The sequence below is a fragment of the Streptomyces sp. AC512_CC834 genome (assembly GCF_019049325.1).
Taxonomy (GTDB): domain Bacteria; phylum Actinomycetota; class Actinomycetes; order Streptomycetales; family Streptomycetaceae; genus Streptomyces.
Map to the genome: position 1 here is coordinate 691,295 of NZ_JAGMUO010000097.1, position 17,534 is coordinate 708,828.

Genomic DNA, 17,534 nt, shown 5'->3' on the forward strand with positions numbered 1-17,534 from the left:
TCGGACATGGCCCACCTGTCCCACGGCGCGCACGGCGAGCCTGCGACGCGCGGAGAGCGGTGGTCCGCGTTCCGGCAGTCGCCGTTCTGGCCGGCCACCGTGCTGGTGCTCATCCTCGCGGCAGCGGCGGGCCTCTTCGCGGGCTCGTACACCTACTCGATGGCGAACCCGACGCCCCGTCTGATCCCCACGGCCGTGGTCGGGTCGTACGAGGCTGCCGGTGGCCGGGCCTATCTGAAGGGCCTGGAGCAGGCACTGGACACCTCGGTGAAGGTGCACCCCTACGACACCCGCGCCGCGGCCCGCGAGGCGATCGAGCAGCAGGAGGTGTTCGCGGTCTTCGAGCTGCGTGACGACGGGCGGAGCGCTCATCTCGACCTGTCCGGCGCGTCGGGCGCCTCGGTCGCCGAGCTGCTCGCCGAGACGGCACCGGCCGTGGGGAAGAAGCTCGGCGTCCACGTCACCGTCCGGGACGTCAACCCCCTGCAGCAGGGCGACCCGCGCGGGCTGGCGATCTTCTACATCTCCCTGGCCGCCGTGATCATCGGCTTCGTCGGGGCGATCCAGTTGAGCGTGCACGCGCGGACACTCACTCCTGTCGAGCGCATCCTCTTCACGGCGGCGTACTCGCTGCTCGGCGGGTTCGCCATCGCCGCCACCGTGGACTGGCTGCTGGGCGCGCTGGACCTGCCGTTCGCCGAGTCGTGGCTGATCCTCGCGCTCACCATGTTCGTGTCCGGCATGGTCTTCACCATGTTCAACACCATGTTCGGCCGCTGGGCGATGCTGCCGACCTGGGGCCTGATGGTGATCATCGGCAATCCCTCGTCCGGCGGCGCGGTGTCCTGGCCGCTGCTGCCGTCCCCGTTGGGGCTGATCGGCCGGTGGCTGCCGCCCGGAGCCTCGGTCAACGCCCAGCACACCGCGGTGTACTTCCAGGGCTACCAGCACGCGTTCCCGTTCCTGGTGCTGGCCGGGTGGGCGCTGCTGTCCTGCACCGTCTTCTGGTTCTGGCGGCACAGGCATCCCGGCGGTCGCGAGAAGAACCCGCTGGCGGCGGACGACGCCTGACGCACGGCACCGCGCGTCCGCCGGCCCCGCGCACACGTGTGCCGCGGGCCGGGCCCCCGCCCGCGGTCACGGCACAGGACCGTCCGGCTCCGCGCGCGACGTGCGGCAGCCCACCCCCACCCACGCCCACCCCGGCCACCCCGCCGGTCCGGCCACTCCGCCACCCCGCCGAACCGGCCGGACCGGCCGACGGCCCCGGCCACCACGAACCACCGCGCACGCGCACCCGCCCGAAACCCACCGTCACCCCACCCCGCGCCCGACACACGCGACCGTCCGCCTCCGCCGAGGCACGACTGTCCACCACCCACCCGCTTCCCTCCCCTCACACCACCGGCCGCCCGCGCCATCCGGCCTCCCCGCCGGACCGGCGACGACGCTGGCCACCACGAGCCGCCGTACACGCGTCCTGGGGGCCGCCGTCGCCCGCCCTGCCCCGCCCCGCCCCGGGTCGGCGTCTGTTCCGATCGCCGTGCTGCTGCGATCATGAGGCGGGAGTTCCCGCTTTCGGTTGGAGTGCACATGGCCCTCGACGTCGACGCGATCCGCGCGCAGATACCCGCCCTGAAGTCCGGCTCGGCCCGCTTCGACGCGCCGGGCGGCACCCAGACCCCGCAGCCGGTCATCGACGCGATCGGCGAGGCACTGTCCCGTCCGCTGGCCAACCGAGGGCGGACGACCGAGGGCGAGCGCAACGCGGGCGGCATCGTGGCGGACGCCCGGAGCGCGCTCGCCGACCTGCTGGGCACCGGGCCTCGGGGGATCGTCCTGGGCCGCAGCGCCACACAGCTCGCCTACGACCTGTCCCGGACCCTCGCCAAGACGTGGGGCCCCGGAGACGAGGTGGTCGTCACCCGACTGGACCACGACTCCAACATCCGGCCCTGGATCCAGGCGGCCGAGGCGGCCGGCGCGAGCGTGCGGTGGGCGGACTTCGAACCGGCCACCGGGGAGCTGCTTCCCGAGCACGTCGAGGCGGTGCTCTCCCCGCGCACCAGGCTGGTCGCCGTGACGGCCGCGTCCAACCTGATCGGCACCATGCCCGACCTGCCGGCCATCGCCCGGCTGGCGCACGGCGTCGGCGCGCTGGTCCACGTCGACGCGGTGCACTACGCCTCGCACGCCGTCGTCGACCCGGCGGCCCTCGGCGCGGACACGCTGGTGTGCTCGCCGTACAAGTTCCTCGGTCCGCACCTGGGCGTGCTGGCGGCCCGGCCCGAGTTCCTCGAGACGCTGCGCCCCGACAAGCTGCTGCCCTCGAGCGACGCCGTCCCCGAGCGTTTCGAGCTGGGTACGCTGCCGTACGAGCTGCTGGCCGGCGCCCGTGCCGCCGTGGACTTCCTCGCCGGTCTGGAGCCGGACGCGCGCGGCAGCCGCCGGGACCGGCTCGTCGCCTCCTTCGCGGCGCTCGGGACCCACGAGGACGCGCTGCGCGAGCGGATCGAGCGGGGGCTGGCCGACCTCGGCGGGATCACCGTGTACTCGCGCGCCGAACGCCGCACGCCGACGCTGCTGTTCACCGTGGCGGGTCTGGGCCCGGCCGACGTCTACCGGCAGTTGGCCGAGCGGGCGGTCGACGCGCCCGCCGGGTCCTTCTACGCCCTGGAGGCCGCGCGCCGGCTGGACCTCGGCGACCAGGGCGCCGTCCGGGTCGGACTCGCGCCGTACACCAGCGCGGACGACGTGGACCGCCTGCTGACCGCGCTGGCCGGCCTCGAGCGCTGACGCGGGCGGTCTCAGGCCAGAGGTACGGTCACCTCCCCGGTGCCCTCCGCGCTCGCGCCGCCCGCGACCCGGACGGTGAACGGCCGGTCGGTGCCGTTGGCGGTGACCCGCAGGGCGTCCCCGTCGCGCCGCACGCGGAACGTCGCGGCCGGTGTGCCGAGCAGGTCGGGCACGGTGACCTCGGCGGCGTAGTCGGTCCCGGCGGGAGGATGGACCAGCAGGGTCGGGGCGTCCAGCCAGTCGCCGTCGGGGCGCCCGTCGTCCGAGGCCAGCGGCAGGACGGCGCCCTCTCGGACGTACAGCGGCAGGCTGCCGTAGCCGTGCCGTTCGGTGCGCCAGGCCGGTCCGGTGACGCGGTCGCCGGTCAGGAGGTGGGTCCAGGTGCCCTCGGGGAGGTAGACCTCGACCTCGCCGTCCTCGGTGAAGACCGGGGCGACCAGGAGGTCGGAGCCGAGCATGTACTGGCGGTCCAGCGGGCGGCACGCGGGGTCCCGCGGGTACTCCAGGACCATGGGCCGCATCATCGGTACGCCGGTGCGGTGGGCCTCGGCGGCGACCCCGTACAGGTAGGGCATCAGGCGGTGCTTGAGCAGCGTGAAGGTGCGGGCGACGTCGACCGCCTCCTCGCCGAACTCCCACGGCACCCGGTACGACGAGGAGCCGTGCAGTCGGCTGTGCGAGGAGAGCAGGCCGAAGGCCAGCCAGCGCTTGAAGACCGCCGGGTCGGGCGTGCCCTCGAAGCCGCCGATGTCGTGGCTCCAGAAGCCGAAGCCGCTCAGCGACAGGGACAGACCGCCCCGCAGTGACTCGGACATCGCCTCGAAGGAGGACCAGCAGTCGCCGCCCCAGTGCACGGGGTACTGCTGGCCGCCGGCGGTCGCGGAGCGCGCGAAGAGGACGGCCTCGCCCTGGCCGCGCTCCTTCTCGAGGAGTTCGAAGACGGTCCGGTTGAACAGGTGCGTGTAGTAGTTGTGCATGCGCTGCGGGTCGGAGCCGTCGTGCCAGACGACGTCGGTGGGGATCCGCTCGCCGAAGTCGGTCTTGAAGCAGTCCACGCCCTGGTCGAGGAGCGGCTTGAGCTTCCCGGCGTACCAGTCGCGGGCGGCGGCGCTGGTGAAGTCGACCAGGCCCATCCCGGCCTGCCACAGGTCCCACTGCCAGATGTCGCCGTCCGGCCGGCGCACCAGGTGGCCGAGGGCGGCGGCCTCGTCGAAGAGCGGGGACTTCTGGGCGATGTAGGGGTTGATCCAGGCGCTGACCTTCAGCCCCTTGGCCTTGAGCCGGGCAAGCATGCCCTCCGGGTCGGGGAAGACGTCCGGGTCCCACTGGAAGTCGCACCACTGGTACTCGCGCATCCAGAAGCAGTCGAAGTGGAAGACCGAGAGCGGGATGCCGCGTTCGGCCATGCCGTCGACGAAGGACGTCACCGTCTTCTCGTCGTAGTCGGTGGTGAAGGACGTGGTGAGCCACAGGCCGAAGGACCAGGCGGGCGGCAGGGCGGGGCGGCCGGTGAGGGCAGTGTAGCGGGTGAGGACGTCCTTGGGGGTGGGCCCGGCGACGACGTAGTACTCCAGCGTCTGGTCCTCGACGCTGAACTGCACCTGTCCGACCGACTCGGAGCCGACCTCGAAGGAGACCGCCCCGGGGTGGTTGACGAAGACGCCGTAGCCGCGGGAGGAGAGGTAGAACGGGATGTTCTTGTACGCCTGCTCGCTGCTGGTACCGCCGTCGGCCTGCCACATGTCGACGACCTGGCCGTTCTTGACGAACGGGGTGAAGCGCTCGCCGAGGCCGTAGATCTGCTCGCCCACGCCGAGGGCCAGCCGGCTCAGCATGTGGTGGGCGCCGTCGCCGGTGGTGGCGAAGGCGGTGCCCTTGGCGTTCGCGCGGGTCAGCTCGCGTCCGTCCGCGTCGTGGAAGGCGAGGCCCCAGGGTCCCTCCCGGTCCAGGCGGAGGGTGAGCGGGCCGCTGGTCAGCTCGGTGACGGTGCCGTCCTGGCTTACCTCGCCGGTGCCTTCCGTGGCGCCTTCCGTACCGCCCTCCGTGGCGCCCGAGAGGGCGAAGTCGGGGCCCGGCCGGCGCTTGCCGGCGTGGTGGGTGACGCGGACGCCGATGACGCCCTCGGCGGGAGAGAAGCACTCGACCGTGAGCAGCGGCGCGTTGAGCGTGTCCCCCCTCCGCGTCACCTTCTTCACGGCGGCATGGGCGGTGAAGCGCTTCGATTCGGGGCGCACATCGCGTACCTCAGTGGCGTACGAGAGATGCACGCCCTCGCGGATGAGCCAGAAGCCATCGGTGAACTTCATGATCTTCCTTGGGTGGGGCGGAGCTGTCGGGTGGGGAGCACGGGGGCCGTCTCACAGCGTTTTGATCGTACACAAAACAAATCCCGGCGCCGAGCCGTTCACATCGACCTCAACCATCTGAACTGCAACTATCACGCACGAGAACAACTTCCTCACCCGGCGGAGCGGCGAGAGAGGGGCCACTTTCCTCTAGCGCGGAAGCGGGTCGGTGACGTATTAGTCATCACATCAAACAAAACAGTCCGGCGAGGAAGCCGGACGGTACGACAGCAAGGGCCGCACCATGTCGAAGCGCTTCACCTCGCTCGCCTTGACAGCACACCCTCCGGCTGCCGCGCGCCGCGGGCGAGGACGCTCACACCGAGTCGTCGCCCCGTTCGCCGCGGTGTCCGTGCTGGTCGCCGGGGGCGCACTGGCCGGCTGCGGACAGCAGCGGGACGCCGACGTGTACACCGTGATGAACTCCTCGACCGACGAGTCGTACCACCGCTGGGACGCGGAGGCGATGGCCCGCTGCGGCAAGGAGCTGGGCGTCACCATCGAGCAGCAGAGCGTCCCGGCCTCGCAGGTGATGACGAAGGCCCTGCGCATGGCGTCGTCCAAGTCGCTGCCCGACATCGTGCAGTTCGACGCGTCCGAGATGCCGACGTTCGCCGACGCGGGCGGTCTGGTCGACCTCAGGACCCTCGGGCTGAGCACCGACGACATACCCGACGGCATCGTCGACTTCGGCTCGTACAAGGGGACGTACTACGGTGCGGCCCGCTCCGTGAACACGCTCGCCCTCTTCTACAACAAGGATGTCCTCGACCAGGCCGGTGTGGAGGTGCCCACCACCTGGGCGGAGTTGCGAGAGAGCGCGAAGAAGCTCACCCGGGGCAACCAGTACGGCCTGGCGCTCAGCGCGGGCGGCGCGGAGGACGGCGTCTTCCAGTTCACGCCCTTCATGTGGTCCAACGGCGGCGACGAGACCGACCTGGACGGCCCGAAGGTCGTCGAGGCCCTGGACTACTGGAAGAGCCTGCTGAAGGACGGTTCGCTCTCGAAGTCGACGGTCAACTGGACGCAGGCGGACGTCAACGACCAGTTCATGGCCGGCAACGCGGCGATGATGATCAACGGCCCGTGGCAGGTGGAGACGCTCAACAGCGACAAGTCGCTGCACTGGGAGATCGCGCCGATCCCGGTCCCCGAGGCCGGCGACGACTCGGTGGGCCCGCTCGGCGGCGCTGTCCTGACCGTCCCCAACACCGGTGACGAGGCCCGGGAGAAGACGGCCGGCAAGATCGTCGCCTGTCTGGCGAGCGAGAAGGAGCAACTGACCTACGCGCTCAACAGTTGGATGGTCCCGGCCAACGCCAAGGCCGCCGCCGTCTGGCGCGAGAAGGTGCCCGAGCTGGAGTCCCTCGCCGACCAGGTCGCCGTCGCCCGGTCCCGGACCGCGAAGCTCGGCGCCGGCTGGTCGAGCGTGTCGCTCGCCCTGCAGAGCGCCTTCCAGTCCGCCCTGACCGGCCAGTCCAGTGAGACCGCCCTGAAGCGCGCCCAGCAGCGGGCCACGAGCGGGAACTGAGGTACGCCCCCATGACCACTCCCATGCCCACGTCCGCCGTCACCGCGCGGACGCCCGCCGAGGCGGCCAAGTCGCCCGCCGCGCCCGACCCGGGCCGGATCGCGCGCCGCCGCAGGCTCACCCAGTGGGGGTTCGTCGCCCCCGCCGTCGTCTTCATGCTGCTGTTCTTCGGCTACCCCCTCGTCCGCAACGTCGTGATGAGCTTCCAGGAGTACACGCCGAAGACCTTCTTCACCGGTGAGGCGCCCTTCAACGGCACCGACAACTGGTCCCACGTGTTCCAGGACGCCCTGTTCGGCAAGGCCCTGTGGCACACGCTCGTCTTCACGGCGGGCTCGCTGCTCGGCCAGTTCTGCATCGGTCTCGCTCTCGCGGTCTTCTTCAGCCGCCGCTTCCCGCTGAACGGGGTGCTGCGCTCGCTGATCCTGCTGCCCTGGCTGGTGCCCATGGTGGTGTCCGGCATCGTCTGGCGGCGCATCCTCGACCAGGACACGGGTGTGCTCAACTCGTTCCTGGACACGTTCGGCATCGGCGGGCACACGCCCTGGCTGACCAGTCCGGAGATGGCCCTGGTGTCGGTCATCCTGGTCAACATCTGGATCGGCATCCCGTTCAACATGGTCATCCTGTACGGCGGTCTCCAGGAGATCCCGAAGGAGCTGCACGAGGCGGCCGCCCTGGACGGCGCCTCGGCCTGGCGGACCTTCCGCTCCGTCACCCTGCCGATGCTCAAGCCCGTCGTCACGGTCGTCCTCGTGCTCGGCTTCATGTCGACGGTCAAGATCCTCGACCTGATCCTCGCCCTGACCGACGGCGGCCCCGCCGACGCCACCCAGACGCTCGGCACCCTGACGTACCAGAACTCGTTCGTACAACTGGACTTCGGCGCGGGCGCCGTCGTCGGCAACGTACTCATCCTGATCTCCGCCGTGTTCGCGGTGTTCTACCTGCGGGCCAACCGCACCGAGGGGAAGTGACGTCCATGGCCTCCCACACGCCCACCGCCTCCCGGCGCCGCTGGGGTTCCACCGTCGCCGGCGTTCTCATCCTGTGCGTGATGCTCTTCCCGCTGTACTGGATGCTCAACACCGCGCTCCAGCCCGACTCGGGGCTGCTCCAGGTCGACCCGGTGCCGGGCGGCCTCGACATGTCCGGCTTCTCCAAGGCGATCAGCGACCAGGGCGGTCACCTGCTGACCTCGCTGGCGGTCTCGCTCGGCGCGGTCGCCATCTGCCTGGCGATATCGGCGCCGGCCGCCTACGGGCTCGCGCGGTTCGGGCTGCGCGGCTCGCGCACCATCGTGTTCGGCACGCTGATCACCCAGATGGTGCCGGGCATCGTCATCGCCAACGCGCTCTACAACTCGTACGTCGACCTGGGCCTGGTCAACTCCTACTTCGGCCTGATGCTGGCGGACGCCTCGCTGGGCATCCCGTTCTCCATCGTGCTGATGCGCTCCTTCATGGTGTCGATCCCGGGCGAGGTGATCGAGGCCGCGCAGATCGACGGTGCCGGTCCGGTGCGCACCTTCGTGCGGGTGGTGCTGCCGATGAGCCGCAACTCGCTGATCACGTCGGGGCTGTTCGCGTTCCTGTTCTCGTGGAGCGACTTCATGTTCGCGCTCACCCTGAACACGACCGACGACGTCAAGCCCATCACCCTGGGCATCTACCAGTACATCGGCGCGCACGTCGGCGACTGGGGCTCGGTGATGGCGGCCTCCGTGCTGTCGGCGGTGCCCGCCGCGATCCTCCTCGTCCTCGCCCAGAAGTACATCGCCGCCGGGATCTCCGGCGGTTCCGTCAAGTGAACCTCGCACGCCCCGCAAGCACGGAGATGAGCACCACAGCATGAGTGAGTACCCCGGTGAGTACCCCGGTTTCCCGCCCGGCTTCGTCCTCGGCGCCGCGACCGCCTCGTACCAGATCGAGGGCGCAGCGGCGGAGGACGGCCGCGGTCCGTCGATCTGGGACACCTACAGCCACACCCCCGGCCTGGTGGTGAACGGCGACACCGGTGACGTGGCCTGCGACCACTACCACCGCTATCCCGAGGACGTGGCGCTGCTGCGCGACCTCGGCGTGGACTCCTACCGCTTCTCCATCGCCTGGCCGCGCATCGTGCCGGACGGTTCGGGCGCGGTGAACCCCAAGGGCCTGGACTTCTACTCCCGCCTGGTGGACGAACTGCTCGCGGCGGGCATCGAGCCGGCCGCCACCCTCTACCACTGGGACCTGCCACAGGCCCTGGAGGACCGGGGCGGCTGGCGGGTGCGGGAGACGGCGGAGCGCTTCGCCGAGTACACGGCCGTGGTCGCGGAGCACCTGGGCGACCGGGTGCCGCGCTGGATCACCCTCAACGAGCCGTGGTGCAGCTCCTTCCTCGGCTACTCCATCGGTCGGCACGCCCCCGGAGCCAAGGAGGGCCGGGGCGCGCTGGCCGCCGCCCACCACCTGCTGGTCGGCCACGGGCTGGCCGTGCGGGCGTTGCGCGCGGCCGGGGTGCGCGAGGTCGGCATCACCCTCAACCTCGACCGCAACCTGCCCGCCACCGACTCCCCGGCCGACCTGGCGGCGGTGGTCCGCGCGGACACCCAGCACAACCTGGTGTGGACCGAGCCGATCCTCGCGGGCCGCTACCCGGTCACCGAGGAGGAGACCTGGGGCGAGCTGATCACCGGCGAGGACTTCCGGCGGGACGGTGACCTGGAGCTGATCTCCCAGCCCCTGGACTTCCTCGGCATCAACTACTACCGCCCGATCATCGTCTCCGACGCCCCGCACCGCGAGAGCGACCCGGCGCGGCGCGTGGCAACGGACAACCGCTACGAGGAGGTGCGGCTCCCCGGCGTCCGGCACACGGCGATGAACTGGCCGGTCGTCCCGGACAGCTTCACCGACCTGCTCGTCCAGCTCAAGCAGCAGTACGGCGACGCCCTGCCGCCGGTCCACATCACGGAGAACGGCTCGGCGGAGGACGACGCGCCCGCCGCCGACGGCACGGTGCACGACACCGACCGCGTCGCCTACCTGCGCGACCACCTCACCGCGCTGCGAGCCGCGATCGACGCGGGCGTGGACGTACGCGGGTACTACGTGTGGTCGCTGCTGGACAACTTCGAGTGGGCGTACGGCTACGACAAGCGCTTCGGCATCGTGCGGGTCGACTACGACACGCAGGAACGCACACCGAAGGACAGCTACCACTGGTACCGCGAGCTGATCGCCGCGAACCGCGGCTGACCCGGTGCGCCGGGGCTCCGGTGCGCGGGGCCCGGCCGTGCGGACGCTGTTGGCGAATCAGCCGGTCAGCCGTCGGCCCGGTGGTCCGGGCCTCATGATTGGACAGTCTGTCCCGGCGACACGCCGCCGAAGTGGCGCTTTTGCCGGGACAGACTGTCCAATCACCAACCGCTAGTCGTCCGGGTCGGGAATCGACGCGTCGCAGTACCGGCACACGTGCCGCGCGGCGGTCACCGGTACTCACCGCCCACCGTCTGCTAGTGGTCGCAGAGGGCTTTCACGGACCGGGCGAGGCGCTGCGCGTGCCTGATGCCGGCGGGAAGGTTGCGGCCGGGCTCGAGGCGCAGCCGCATGCGGGCCTTCCGATGCACCGGAGGGTATGCGTCTCCAAGTCCTGCGGCGAAGGGGGCTCGGCGTCCTCGACAAGCAGGTGGCGGGCGGTGGCTCTCATCTCCGCGGTATTGAGCGAAGACCGTGGTGACGCATCTGAAGGGAGGGCTGTAGGTTTCATGCCACCCGGCTGCACCGGTCACTCGTAGTCCCTCTCGCGCGGCTCGGCGCTTGGCGCCCTGCCTGCTCAGCACCTGCGCCGTCAGGGGCCTTGACTTCCGCTCTGTACGTACACCGTGCGCAGTGGGAGGTTGGAGGATCTGCGGCGGTCGGGACGGCCGTTCGGCCCCGCGTGTCCCACTCGACCTGGGGAGGGTCGGCGGTGATCTCCGATCACGACATGTTGTGGCGTCGCTGCGCACACCTGCGCCGTGTCCTGCTGCCGGTGGTGGACGAGGAGGGGTGGCGCCAGGCCCGCCGTCACGAGCGCCTGGAGGCCCTGGGCATCAGCATCACGGAAGGGGAGCCGCTCATCGAGGTCTTCGCGGCCCTGGCCGCCCATGCCGTCGCGGTCGACATTTCCGTGTCTGCCGCAGAACTTGACGTCCTGCCTCTGAGCTCGGTGACTTCCGCAACGACCGGCAAGAGCGACTTCGAGCTGCTCGCCGGACTCCCGGACACCTTCGCCGACGGCCGCGACGAGCGGGCCGTCAAGGTCTTTCGGCTGTACACCTACAGGGGCGGGCAGTACGGCCATCGGCTCTTCCGACTGAGCAGGGAACTGCGCCATGCTCTGATCGTCCTCGCCGAGCGCTCACGAGCGCCGTCCCCCAAGTGCGGGCACGTCTTCTTCTGGGCGGCTGCGGCCGGCCTTCCCGGCGGTCACCGAGATTCGACGGGCTGAGGTCATGTTGCGGCCGCGCGTTGGGCCCTGGTCCACCTTGGCGTCGTTTGAGCCCGTGCAACTACGGAGGGCGGCTCCGGACTGCGGCGCTGTCGCCGGAATCCGACCCTTGTCCGTCCGCGGTCCCGCCTCTAGCCTGACTTTGTGCCGCAAATAAACAAAGCCCGATCGCACAGCGCCGTGCCGGGCTCCCGCGACGATCTCACCCGTCTCCGTATCGCCCTGACCGCCTTCTTCGCCCTCGACGGCTTCGTCTTCGCCGGCTGGGTGGTCCGGATCCCCGCCATCAAGGAGCAGACCGGCGCCTCCGCCAGCGCCCTGGGACTCGCGCTGCTCGGTGTCTCGGCGGGTGCCGTCGTCACCATGACGCTCACCGGACGACTGGTCCGCCGCTACGGCAGCCACCCCGTCACCGTCGCCTGCGCGGTCCTGCTCTGCCTCAGCATCGCCCTGCCCCCGCTCACCCACTCCGCACTCGCCCTCGGCGCCGTGCTGGTGGTCTTCGGCAGCGCCTACGGCGGGATCAACGTCGCGTTCAACAGCGCCGCCGTGGATCTGGTGGCCGTGCTGGGGCGGCCGATCATGCCCAGCTTCCACGCGGCGTTCAGTCTCGGCGGCATGGTCGGCGCGGGGCTCGGCGGGCTGGTCGCCGGGTCGCTGTCGCCGACGCGGCACCTGCTCGGGCTCACCGTGATCGGCCTGCTGGTCACGCTCTTCGCGGGCCGCGCCCTGCTGCGTTGCGAGCCCGCCGCGCTGGTGGACCGCACGCCCGAGGAGGGCAGTGCCCCGCGCCGCCCGGACCGTCGTACGCGTCGCCTCGTCATCACCTTTGGTCTGATCGCCCTGTGCACGGCGTACGGCGAGGGCGCGATGGCCGACTGGGGCGCTCTGCACCTGGAGCAGGACCTCGACGCATCCCCGGGCATGGCGGCGGCGGGCTACTCGTGCTTCGCGCTTGCCATGACCGTCGGCCGGCTGACGGGGACGACGCTGCTGGAACGCCTCGGCCGGACGGCCACGGTGGTGGTCGGCGGCACCACCGCTGCGGCCGGCATGCTGCTCGGCTCGCTCGCTCCGTCGGTGTGGGCGGCACTGTTCGGCTTCGCGATCACCGGTCTCGGACTCGCCAACATCTTTCCGGTCGCGATCGAACGGGCCGGTGCGCTCGGCGGCCCCAGCGGTGTCGCGACCGCGTCCACCCTGGGCTACGGCGGCATGCTGCTGGGCCCGCCCGCGATCGGTTTCATGGCCGACTGGTTCTCCCTGTCGGCCGCCCTCACCAGCGTGGCGGTGCTCGCGGCGGTGGCGGTGCTGGTGGCGGTCGCGACGCGGCGCGCGGCGGTTCCCGGCTGAGCCGGGGCCCGAGCCGCCGGCCACTCCGGGGGCGGCCGACCACCCCGGGGGCCTGCCGCCGGGTCCGCTCCATGCGGCACACTCCGTGGCATGAAGACTGCCGCGTACGTCGAGATCCTGGACCGCGAAGGCGCGTTGCTGGCCGCGGCCGCCGAGGCGGCGGGCAGTGACGCCGAGGTGCCGACCTGCCCCGGCTGGCAGGTGCGGGACCTGCTGCGGCACACGGGGACGATCCATCGCTGGGCGGCGGCGTTCGTCGCCGAGGGACACACCGGTCCCCGGCCCGAGGGCGGCCTGCCCGACCTGGACGGTGCCCCGCTCCTGGACTGGTTCCGCCAGGGGCACGGCCGGCTCGTCGACACCCTCGCGGGCGCCGCACCCGACGTGCGGTGCTGGCACTTCCTGCCCGCGCCGTCACCGCTCGCCTTCTGGGCCCGGCGGCAGGCGCACGAGACGACCGGGCACCGGTTCGACGCCGAGTCGGCCCGGGGCGGTGCACCCACCGGCGTCGGCGTGGACTTCGCGGTGGACGGCATCGACGAGCTGCTGTGCGGCTTCCATGCCCGTCCGAAGAGCGCCGTACGCTCCGAGGAGCCCCGCACGCTGCGGGTCCGGGCGACGGACGCGCCGGATGCCGTATGGACCGTACGGCTGTCCGCGCAGCCTCCGGTGACCGTGCGGGACGGCGCCGGGGACGCCGACTGCGAGCTGTCCGGACCCGCCGCGCAGCTCTACTCGGCGCTGTGGAACCGCCGGGCCTTCCCGGAAGTCACCGGCGACGGCTCGCTCGCCGCGCTCTGGCGGGAGAGGTCGGGCGTCACCTGAAGGCGAGGCGAACCGCGCGCGCCGACGACGCCCAGTCTGCCGGTCATCCGGTCAGCATCCGGTGCAGGACCGCTCGTTGCACCGGGAGGACCTCGCCGTGCCGGGCCCGTCCCTTCGGGGTGAGCGCCACCCGCACGCCCCGCCGGTCCTCGGGGCACATGGAGCGCTCGACGAGACCGTCCTTCTCCAGCCGGGCCACGAGACGGGACAGCGCGCTCTGGCTGAGGTGGACCCGCTCGGAGATCTCCTGGACCCGGTATCCGCAGGAGCCGGGACCGTCCTCGTCCCGGGGGCCGGCCAGGACGTCGAGCACCTCGAAGTCGCTTCCGCACAGGCCGTGTCGGTGCAACGCGCGGTCGAGTTCGCACTGGACGCCGGCGTGCAGGGCCAGGATCTGGCGCCACTGGGTCACGAGCGCTTGTTCGGCCTTCTTCGCCGCCATGCGCGCACCGTAGCAGAGCGGATCGTGGTCGGCACCGTGCTGCCGAATCGGCGCCGCTCTGGGAGACTTGTCGGCATGGACACCTACGGGGGACGGCGTTCGCAGGGCGAGCGGGACGCCATCACGGTCGAGATCGGCTACGCGCTGTGCAGCGCGGCGTTCGCGGCTGCCGTGCTGTTCGGGGCCGTGGCGGGGCCGGCGTATCTCTTCGGCCTGCCGGCCCCGGTGCGTGGTGCGCTCGTCGGCTCGGGGGTGGTGCTGGCCGTGGTGCTGTTCTTCGTCCGGGTGGTGAGCGTACTGGTCCGGTTCGCGCGCCGTGGTCAGCCGAGCCAGCCCGGCCGTACCAGTCCCGACTCGTAGGCGAGTACGACCAGTTGGGCCCGGTCGCGGGCGCCCAGCTTCACCATGGTGCGGCTGACGTGGGTCTTGGCGGTCAGCGGGCTGACGACCAGTCGGCGGGCGATCTCCTCGTTGGACAGTCCGATGCCGACCAGGGCCATCACCTCGCGCTCCCGCTCGGTCAGCCGGGCCATCTCGCCGGCCGCCGCGGGCTCTTTGGAGCGCGCCGCGAACTCGGCGATCAGGCGGCGGGTCACCCCCGGTGACAGCAGCGCGTCGCCGTCCACCACCGCCCGTACGGCGCGCAGGAGTTCCTCGGGTTCGGTGTCCTTGACCAGGAAGCCGGAGGCGCCGGAGCGGATCGCCTCGAAGACGTACTCGTCGAGTTCGAAGGTGGTGAGCATGACGACCTTCACGTCCCGCAACCCGGCGTCCTGGGTCACCCGGCGGGTCGCGGCCAGGCCGTCGAGCAGGGGCATGCGGATGTCCATGAGGACGACGTCGGGGCGCAGTTCACGGATCGAGCGCACCGCCTCCTCGCCGTCGGCGGCCTCCGCGACCACCTCGATGTCCTGCTGAGCGTCCAGCAGCGCCCGGAAGCCGGCCCGTACCAGTGACTGGTCGTCGGCGAGCAGTACGCGGATCACCGGTCGTCCTCCTTCACGTGCCTGATGGGCTTCGCCTGCGTCGTGGGGTTCGCCCGCCTCATGGGCTTCGCCTGCGCCGTGGGCTTCACGTCGATCGGCAGGGAGGCCAGCACCCGGAAGCCGCCGTCGGGTCGCGGGCCCGCCTCGATGGTGCCACCCAGGGCCGCCGCCCGCTCCCGCATCCCGGCCAGCCCGTTGCCGCTGCCGCCCGCCTCGGCGCCCGTCGCGGGGCCGTCGTCGTCGACGCGCAGCCGCAGCGTGCCGCCCTCCCGGTCGAGACACACGCGCGCGCGGCGCGAGCCCGAGTGCCGCACGACGTTGGTGAGCGCCTCCTGCACGATGCGGAACGCGGCCAGGTCGGTGCCGGGCGACAGGTGCGGCGGCTTCCCCTCCACCTCGACGGTGAGGCCCGCGCTCGCCGCCTGCTCGACCAGTTCGGGCAGCCGGTCGAGACCGGGGGCGGGCGCGCGCGGCGCGTCTCCGGGGGTGCGCAGGGTGTCGAGCACCTGCCGGACCTCGCCGAGCGCCTCCTTGCTCTGGTCCTTGATGGTGGTGAGTGCGGTGCGCGCCTGCTCCGGGTCGGTGTCCAGGAGGGCCAGACCGACGCCCGCCTGCACGTTGATGACGGAGATGCTGTGCGCCAGTACGTCGTGCAGCTCGCGGGCGATGCGCAGCCGCTCCTCGTCCGCGCGTCGACGCGCCGCCTGGGCCCGTTCGGCCCGCTCCCGCGCCCACTGTTCGCGGCGGATCCGGGCCAGCTCCGACACGGCCACGATCGCCACGACCCAGGTGGCGATCACGATCTCCTGTCCCCAGGACGCGGCCGCGTCCCCGGACGGCGGCAGCCACCGGTAGAGCCAGTGCGCCACCAGGGCGTGCCCGGCCCAGAGCGTCCCCATCGCCGCCCACGCGGCTCTGCGGTGCCCGGCGACGACGGCGCTGAAGCAGGCCACCGCGACGGCCACGAACACCGGTCCGTACGGGTATCCGGCGCCCAGGTAGAGCAGGGTGGTGACCGCCGTGCCGAAGACGACCGGCACCGGGTACCGCTGCCGCCACAGCAGGGCCGCCCCCGTCACGAACAGCAGCGCACGGGCGAAGGGGTCGAGGGCGGCCCGCTCCCCCTCCTGGGCGTGGGCGGCGAAGTTCGAGCCGATCAGCACGAACGCCGTGATCAGCGCCGTGGAACGCCAGGGCCACCGGGGGCGGCGCTCCTCGTCGCCCCGCCGGTTCCACCACGGGGGCTGCCCGGGCCGCCACCACTGCGGCGGCCCGCCCCCGCGCTCACGCTGTCCGTCCATGACCGCCACGCTAGACGGCGCGCACCGCGGCCGGCGTCACCCGCGCGTGGTGATCACACGTACTCCCGGCGAAGTACGCCATCCCCCCGCGTTATACCCGCGTCCGCCCGGCCGCGACCGGGCGCGCCCGAGGTCAGGAACCGTCCTCGGCGCCCGCACCGCCCCCGGTGCCCGGAACACCCGTGGGGGCCGCCGCGCCCGGAGTGGCCGGCGGGCCGGCCGCCGTGTCCTCGCCGCCGGTGGGCCGGCGGTCCATCGCCGCCAGTGCCCGCTGCGCCAGCGGATGGCCGCGGACCAGCTCGCCCAGCGAGGTCGAGCCCTGGGTGATCTCCTTGAACGCCTTCCAGGCCGGGCGGAAGCCGGTCAGGGCTGCGTGGAAGAGCCCGGGCCGGCGCTCGAACACGGCCATCATGCGCTTGCCGACGCTCATCTCCACGCCCAGCCCGGCCTTGATCGCGAACGCGTAGTTCAGGGCCTGCTTGCGCGCGTCCACGGCGTCGTGCGCCTCGGAGATCCGCACCGCCCACTCCCCCGCGAGCCGGCCGGACCGCAGCGCGAAGGAGATGCCCTCGCGGGTCCACGGTTCCAGGAGCCCCGCCGCGTCGCCGCAGACCAGGACCCGGCCGCGCGACAGCGGCGAGTCGTCGGCGCGGCAGCGCGTCAGATGGCCGGAGGAGATGCTCGGCTCGAAACCGGCGAGCCCGAGCCGCGCGACGAAGTCCTCCAGGTACCGCTTGGTCGCCGCGCCCTCACCGCGCGCCGAGATCACACCGACCGTCAGCGTGTCGCCCTTGGGGAAGACCCAGCCGTAACTGCCGGGCATCGGGCCCCAGTCGATGAGCACCCGCCCCTTCCAGTCGGCGGCGACCGTGTCCGGGACCGGAATCTCCGCCTCCAGGCCGAGGTCGACCTGGTCGAGCTTCACCCCGACGTGGGCGCCTATCCGGCTGGCGCTGCCGTCCGCGCCGACGACGGCCCGCGCCAGCACCGTCTCGCCGCCCTGGAGGACGACGGCGACCGTGCGCCGGTCCGGCACCGCCGAACCGTGCTGCTCCACCCGTGTCACCGTCGCCCCGGTGCGCAGGTCGGCGCCCGCCTTCTGCGCGTGCTCGACGAGCTGCTGGTCGAACTCGGGCCGGTTGATCAGCCCGAACAGCATCTGCCGGGAGCGCCGGGTCCGGGTGAAGCGCCCGTTGTTCGAGAAGGTCACCGCGTGCACACGGTCCCGGAGGGGCAGCTCGAAGCCGGGTGGGAGGGTGTCGCGCGAGGGACCGATGATGCCGCCGCCGCATGTTTTGTAGCGGGGCAGGTCCGCCTTCTCCAGCAACAGCACGCGCCGTCCCGCGACCGCCGCCGCGTAGGCGGCCGAGGCCCCCGCGGGTCCCGCGCCCACCACGACCACGTCCCAGACCTGACGGGCGTCGTCCGCCGAAGAGTTCTCGCTGCTCACGATGGTCTACTGCTCCGATCAAACCGCAT

General features: G+C 72.0%; 16 protein-coding genes. 10 read left to right on the top strand and 6 right to left on the bottom strand.

Features of this window, described 5'->3' with window-relative positions; genetic code table 11:
• Nucleotides 1-6 precede the first annotated feature (6 nt).
• Nucleotides 7-1,071 (top strand): ABC transporter permease, encoded by a 1,065-nt coding sequence (locus tag KUM40_RS30680; protein ID WP_217169456.1) that lies wholly within the window; start codon nt 7-9, stop codon nt 1,069-1,071.
• A gap of 522 nt (nt 1,072-1,593) precedes the next feature.
• Nucleotides 1,594-2,796 (top strand): cysteine desulfurase-like protein, encoded by a 1,203-nt coding sequence (locus tag KUM40_RS30685; protein WP_217169457.1) that lies wholly within the window; start codon nt 1,594-1,596, stop codon nt 2,794-2,796.
• A gap of 11 nt (nt 2,797-2,807) precedes the next feature.
• Here the strand turns inward: KUM40_RS30685 and yicI are convergent, their stop codons facing one another.
• Complete coding sequence (gene yicI, locus KUM40_RS30690; RefSeq protein WP_217169458.1) at nt 2,808-5,102, bottom strand: alpha-xylosidase; 2,295 nt, start codon at nt 5,100-5,102, stop codon at nt 2,808-2,810.
• 283 nt (nt 5,103-5,385) lie between these two features.
• Between yicI and KUM40_RS30695 the strand changes: the two genes are divergently transcribed.
• From KUM40_RS30695 to KUM40_RS30710, 4 genes are read left to right on the top strand one after another with little or no spacing between them, the layout of a single operon-like run.
• Nucleotides 5,386-6,672 carry a sugar ABC transporter substrate-binding protein gene (locus tag KUM40_RS30695; RefSeq protein ID WP_217169459.1) on the top strand — a complete coding sequence of 429 codons (1,287 nt, stop codon included), beginning with the start codon at nt 5,386-5,388 and terminating at the stop codon, nt 6,670-6,672.
• A 23-nt stretch (nt 6,673-6,695) separates the two neighbouring features.
• Nucleotides 6,696-7,649: a carbohydrate ABC transporter permease gene (locus KUM40_RS30700; protein WP_217169827.1), complete on the top strand. Its 954-nt coding sequence runs from the start codon at nt 6,696-6,698 to the stop codon at nt 7,647-7,649.
• Between the two features lie 5 nt (nt 7,650-7,654).
• Complete coding sequence (locus tag KUM40_RS30705; RefSeq protein ID WP_217169460.1) at nt 7,655-8,482, top strand: carbohydrate ABC transporter permease; 828 nt, start codon at nt 7,655-7,657, stop codon at nt 8,480-8,482.
• A 40-nt stretch (nt 8,483-8,522) separates the two neighbouring features.
• The gene (locus KUM40_RS30710) at nt 8,523-9,914 is read left to right on the top strand and encodes a GH1 family beta-glucosidase (protein ID WP_217169461.1); all 1,392 of its coding nucleotides are present in this window, start codon (nt 8,523-8,525) and stop codon (nt 9,912-9,914) included.
• 257 nt (nt 9,915-10,171) lie between these two features.
• On the opposite strand, the gene KUM40_RS41750 is transcribed toward KUM40_RS30710, so the two are convergent.
• Nucleotides 10,172-10,267 (bottom strand): DUF6415 family natural product biosynthesis protein, encoded by a 96-nt coding sequence (locus tag KUM40_RS41750; RefSeq protein ID WP_254395787.1) that lies wholly within the window; start codon nt 10,265-10,267, stop codon nt 10,172-10,174.
• A gap of 359 nt (nt 10,268-10,626) precedes the next feature.
• Between KUM40_RS41750 and KUM40_RS30715 the strand changes: the two genes are divergently transcribed.
• The 3 genes from KUM40_RS30715 to KUM40_RS30725 all read left to right on the top strand — a co-directional run bounded on the left by KUM40_RS30715 (nt 10,627) and on the right by KUM40_RS30725 (nt 13,326).
• Nucleotides 10,627-11,148, top strand: a complete 522-nt coding sequence (locus KUM40_RS30715; RefSeq protein ID WP_217169462.1) for a hypothetical protein — start codon at nt 10,627-10,629, stop codon at nt 11,146-11,148.
• A gap of 180 nt (nt 11,149-11,328) precedes the next feature.
• Nucleotides 11,329-12,501, top strand: a complete 1,173-nt coding sequence (locus tag KUM40_RS30720) for an MFS transporter (protein WP_217169828.1) — start codon at nt 11,329-11,331, stop codon at nt 12,499-12,501.
• Between the two features lie 90 nt (nt 12,502-12,591).
• Nucleotides 12,592-13,326: a maleylpyruvate isomerase family mycothiol-dependent enzyme gene (locus tag KUM40_RS30725; protein ID WP_217169463.1), complete on the top strand. Its 735-nt coding sequence runs from the start codon at nt 12,592-12,594 to the stop codon at nt 13,324-13,326.
• Nucleotides 13,327-13,369: 43 nt separating this feature from the next.
• On the opposite strand, the gene KUM40_RS30730 is transcribed toward KUM40_RS30725, so the two are convergent.
• Nucleotides 13,370-13,768, bottom strand: a complete 399-nt coding sequence (locus KUM40_RS30730) for a MarR family winged helix-turn-helix transcriptional regulator (RefSeq protein ID WP_217169464.1) — start codon at nt 13,766-13,768, stop codon at nt 13,370-13,372.
• Nucleotides 13,769-13,843: 75 nt separating this feature from the next.
• Here KUM40_RS30730 and KUM40_RS30735 point away from each other — a divergent pair, with 75 nt between their 5' ends.
• Nucleotides 13,844-14,128 carry a DUF6332 family protein gene (locus KUM40_RS30735; RefSeq protein ID WP_217169465.1) on the top strand — a complete coding sequence of 95 codons (285 nt, stop codon included), beginning with the start codon at nt 13,844-13,846 and terminating at the stop codon, nt 14,126-14,128.
• On the opposite strand, the gene KUM40_RS30740 is transcribed toward KUM40_RS30735, so the two are convergent.
• The 3 genes from KUM40_RS30740 to KUM40_RS30750 form a co-directional block, all read right to left on the bottom strand.
• Complete coding sequence (locus KUM40_RS30740; RefSeq protein WP_217169466.1) at nt 14,089-14,754, bottom strand: response regulator transcription factor; 666 nt, start codon at nt 14,752-14,754, stop codon at nt 14,089-14,091. The genes KUM40_RS30735 and KUM40_RS30740 overlap by 40 nt on opposite strands.
• Nucleotides 14,751-16,055, bottom strand: coding sequence for a sensor histidine kinase (locus KUM40_RS30745; RefSeq protein ID WP_254395788.1), 1,305 nt, complete (start codon nt 16,053-16,055; stop codon nt 14,751-14,753). Before KUM40_RS30745 ends, KUM40_RS30740 begins: the two co-directional genes overlap by 4 nt.
• 133 nt (nt 16,056-16,188) lie before the next feature.
• Complete coding sequence (locus KUM40_RS30750; protein WP_217169467.1) at nt 16,189-17,505, bottom strand: geranylgeranyl reductase family protein; 1,317 nt, start codon at nt 17,503-17,505, stop codon at nt 16,189-16,191.
• Nucleotides 17,506-17,534: the final 29 nt, after the last annotated feature.

Bases quoted from the DNA above. Each gene is read 5' to 3' on its own strand.
- KUM40_RS30680 (WP_217169456.1), top strand. From the start codon at position 7: ATGGCCCACCTGTCCCACGGCGCGCACGGCGAGCCTGCGACGCGCGGA.
- KUM40_RS30685 (WP_217169457.1), top strand. From the start codon at position 1,594: ATGGCCCTCGACGTCGACGCGATCCGCGCGCAGATACCCGCCCTGAAG.
- yicI (WP_217169458.1), bottom strand. From the start codon at position 5,102: ATGAAGTTCACCGATGGCTTCTGGCTCATCCGCGAGGGCGTGCATCTC.
- KUM40_RS30695 (WP_217169459.1), top strand. From the start codon at position 5,386: ATGTCGAAGCGCTTCACCTCGCTCGCCTTGACAGCACACCCTCCGGCT.
- KUM40_RS30700 (WP_217169827.1), top strand. From the start codon at position 6,696: ATGCCCACGTCCGCCGTCACCGCGCGGACGCCCGCCGAGGCGGCCAAG.
- KUM40_RS30705 (WP_217169460.1), top strand. From the start codon at position 7,655: ATGGCCTCCCACACGCCCACCGCCTCCCGGCGCCGCTGGGGTTCCACC.
- KUM40_RS30710 (WP_217169461.1), top strand. From the start codon at position 8,523: ATGAGTGAGTACCCCGGTGAGTACCCCGGTTTCCCGCCCGGCTTCGTC.
- KUM40_RS41750 (WP_254395787.1), bottom strand. From the start codon at position 10,267: ATGCGGCTGCGCCTCGAGCCCGGCCGCAACCTTCCCGCCGGCATCAGG.
- KUM40_RS30725 (WP_217169463.1), top strand. From the start codon at position 12,592: ATGAAGACTGCCGCGTACGTCGAGATCCTGGACCGCGAAGGCGCGTTG.
- KUM40_RS30730 (WP_217169464.1), bottom strand. From the start codon at position 13,768: ATGGCGGCGAAGAAGGCCGAACAAGCGCTCGTGACCCAGTGGCGCCAG.
- KUM40_RS30735 (WP_217169465.1), top strand. From the start codon at position 13,844: ATGGACACCTACGGGGGACGGCGTTCGCAGGGCGAGCGGGACGCCATC.
- KUM40_RS30745 (WP_254395788.1), bottom strand. From the start codon at position 16,055: ATGGACGGACAGCGTGAGCGCGGGGGCGGGCCGCCGCAGTGGTGGCGG.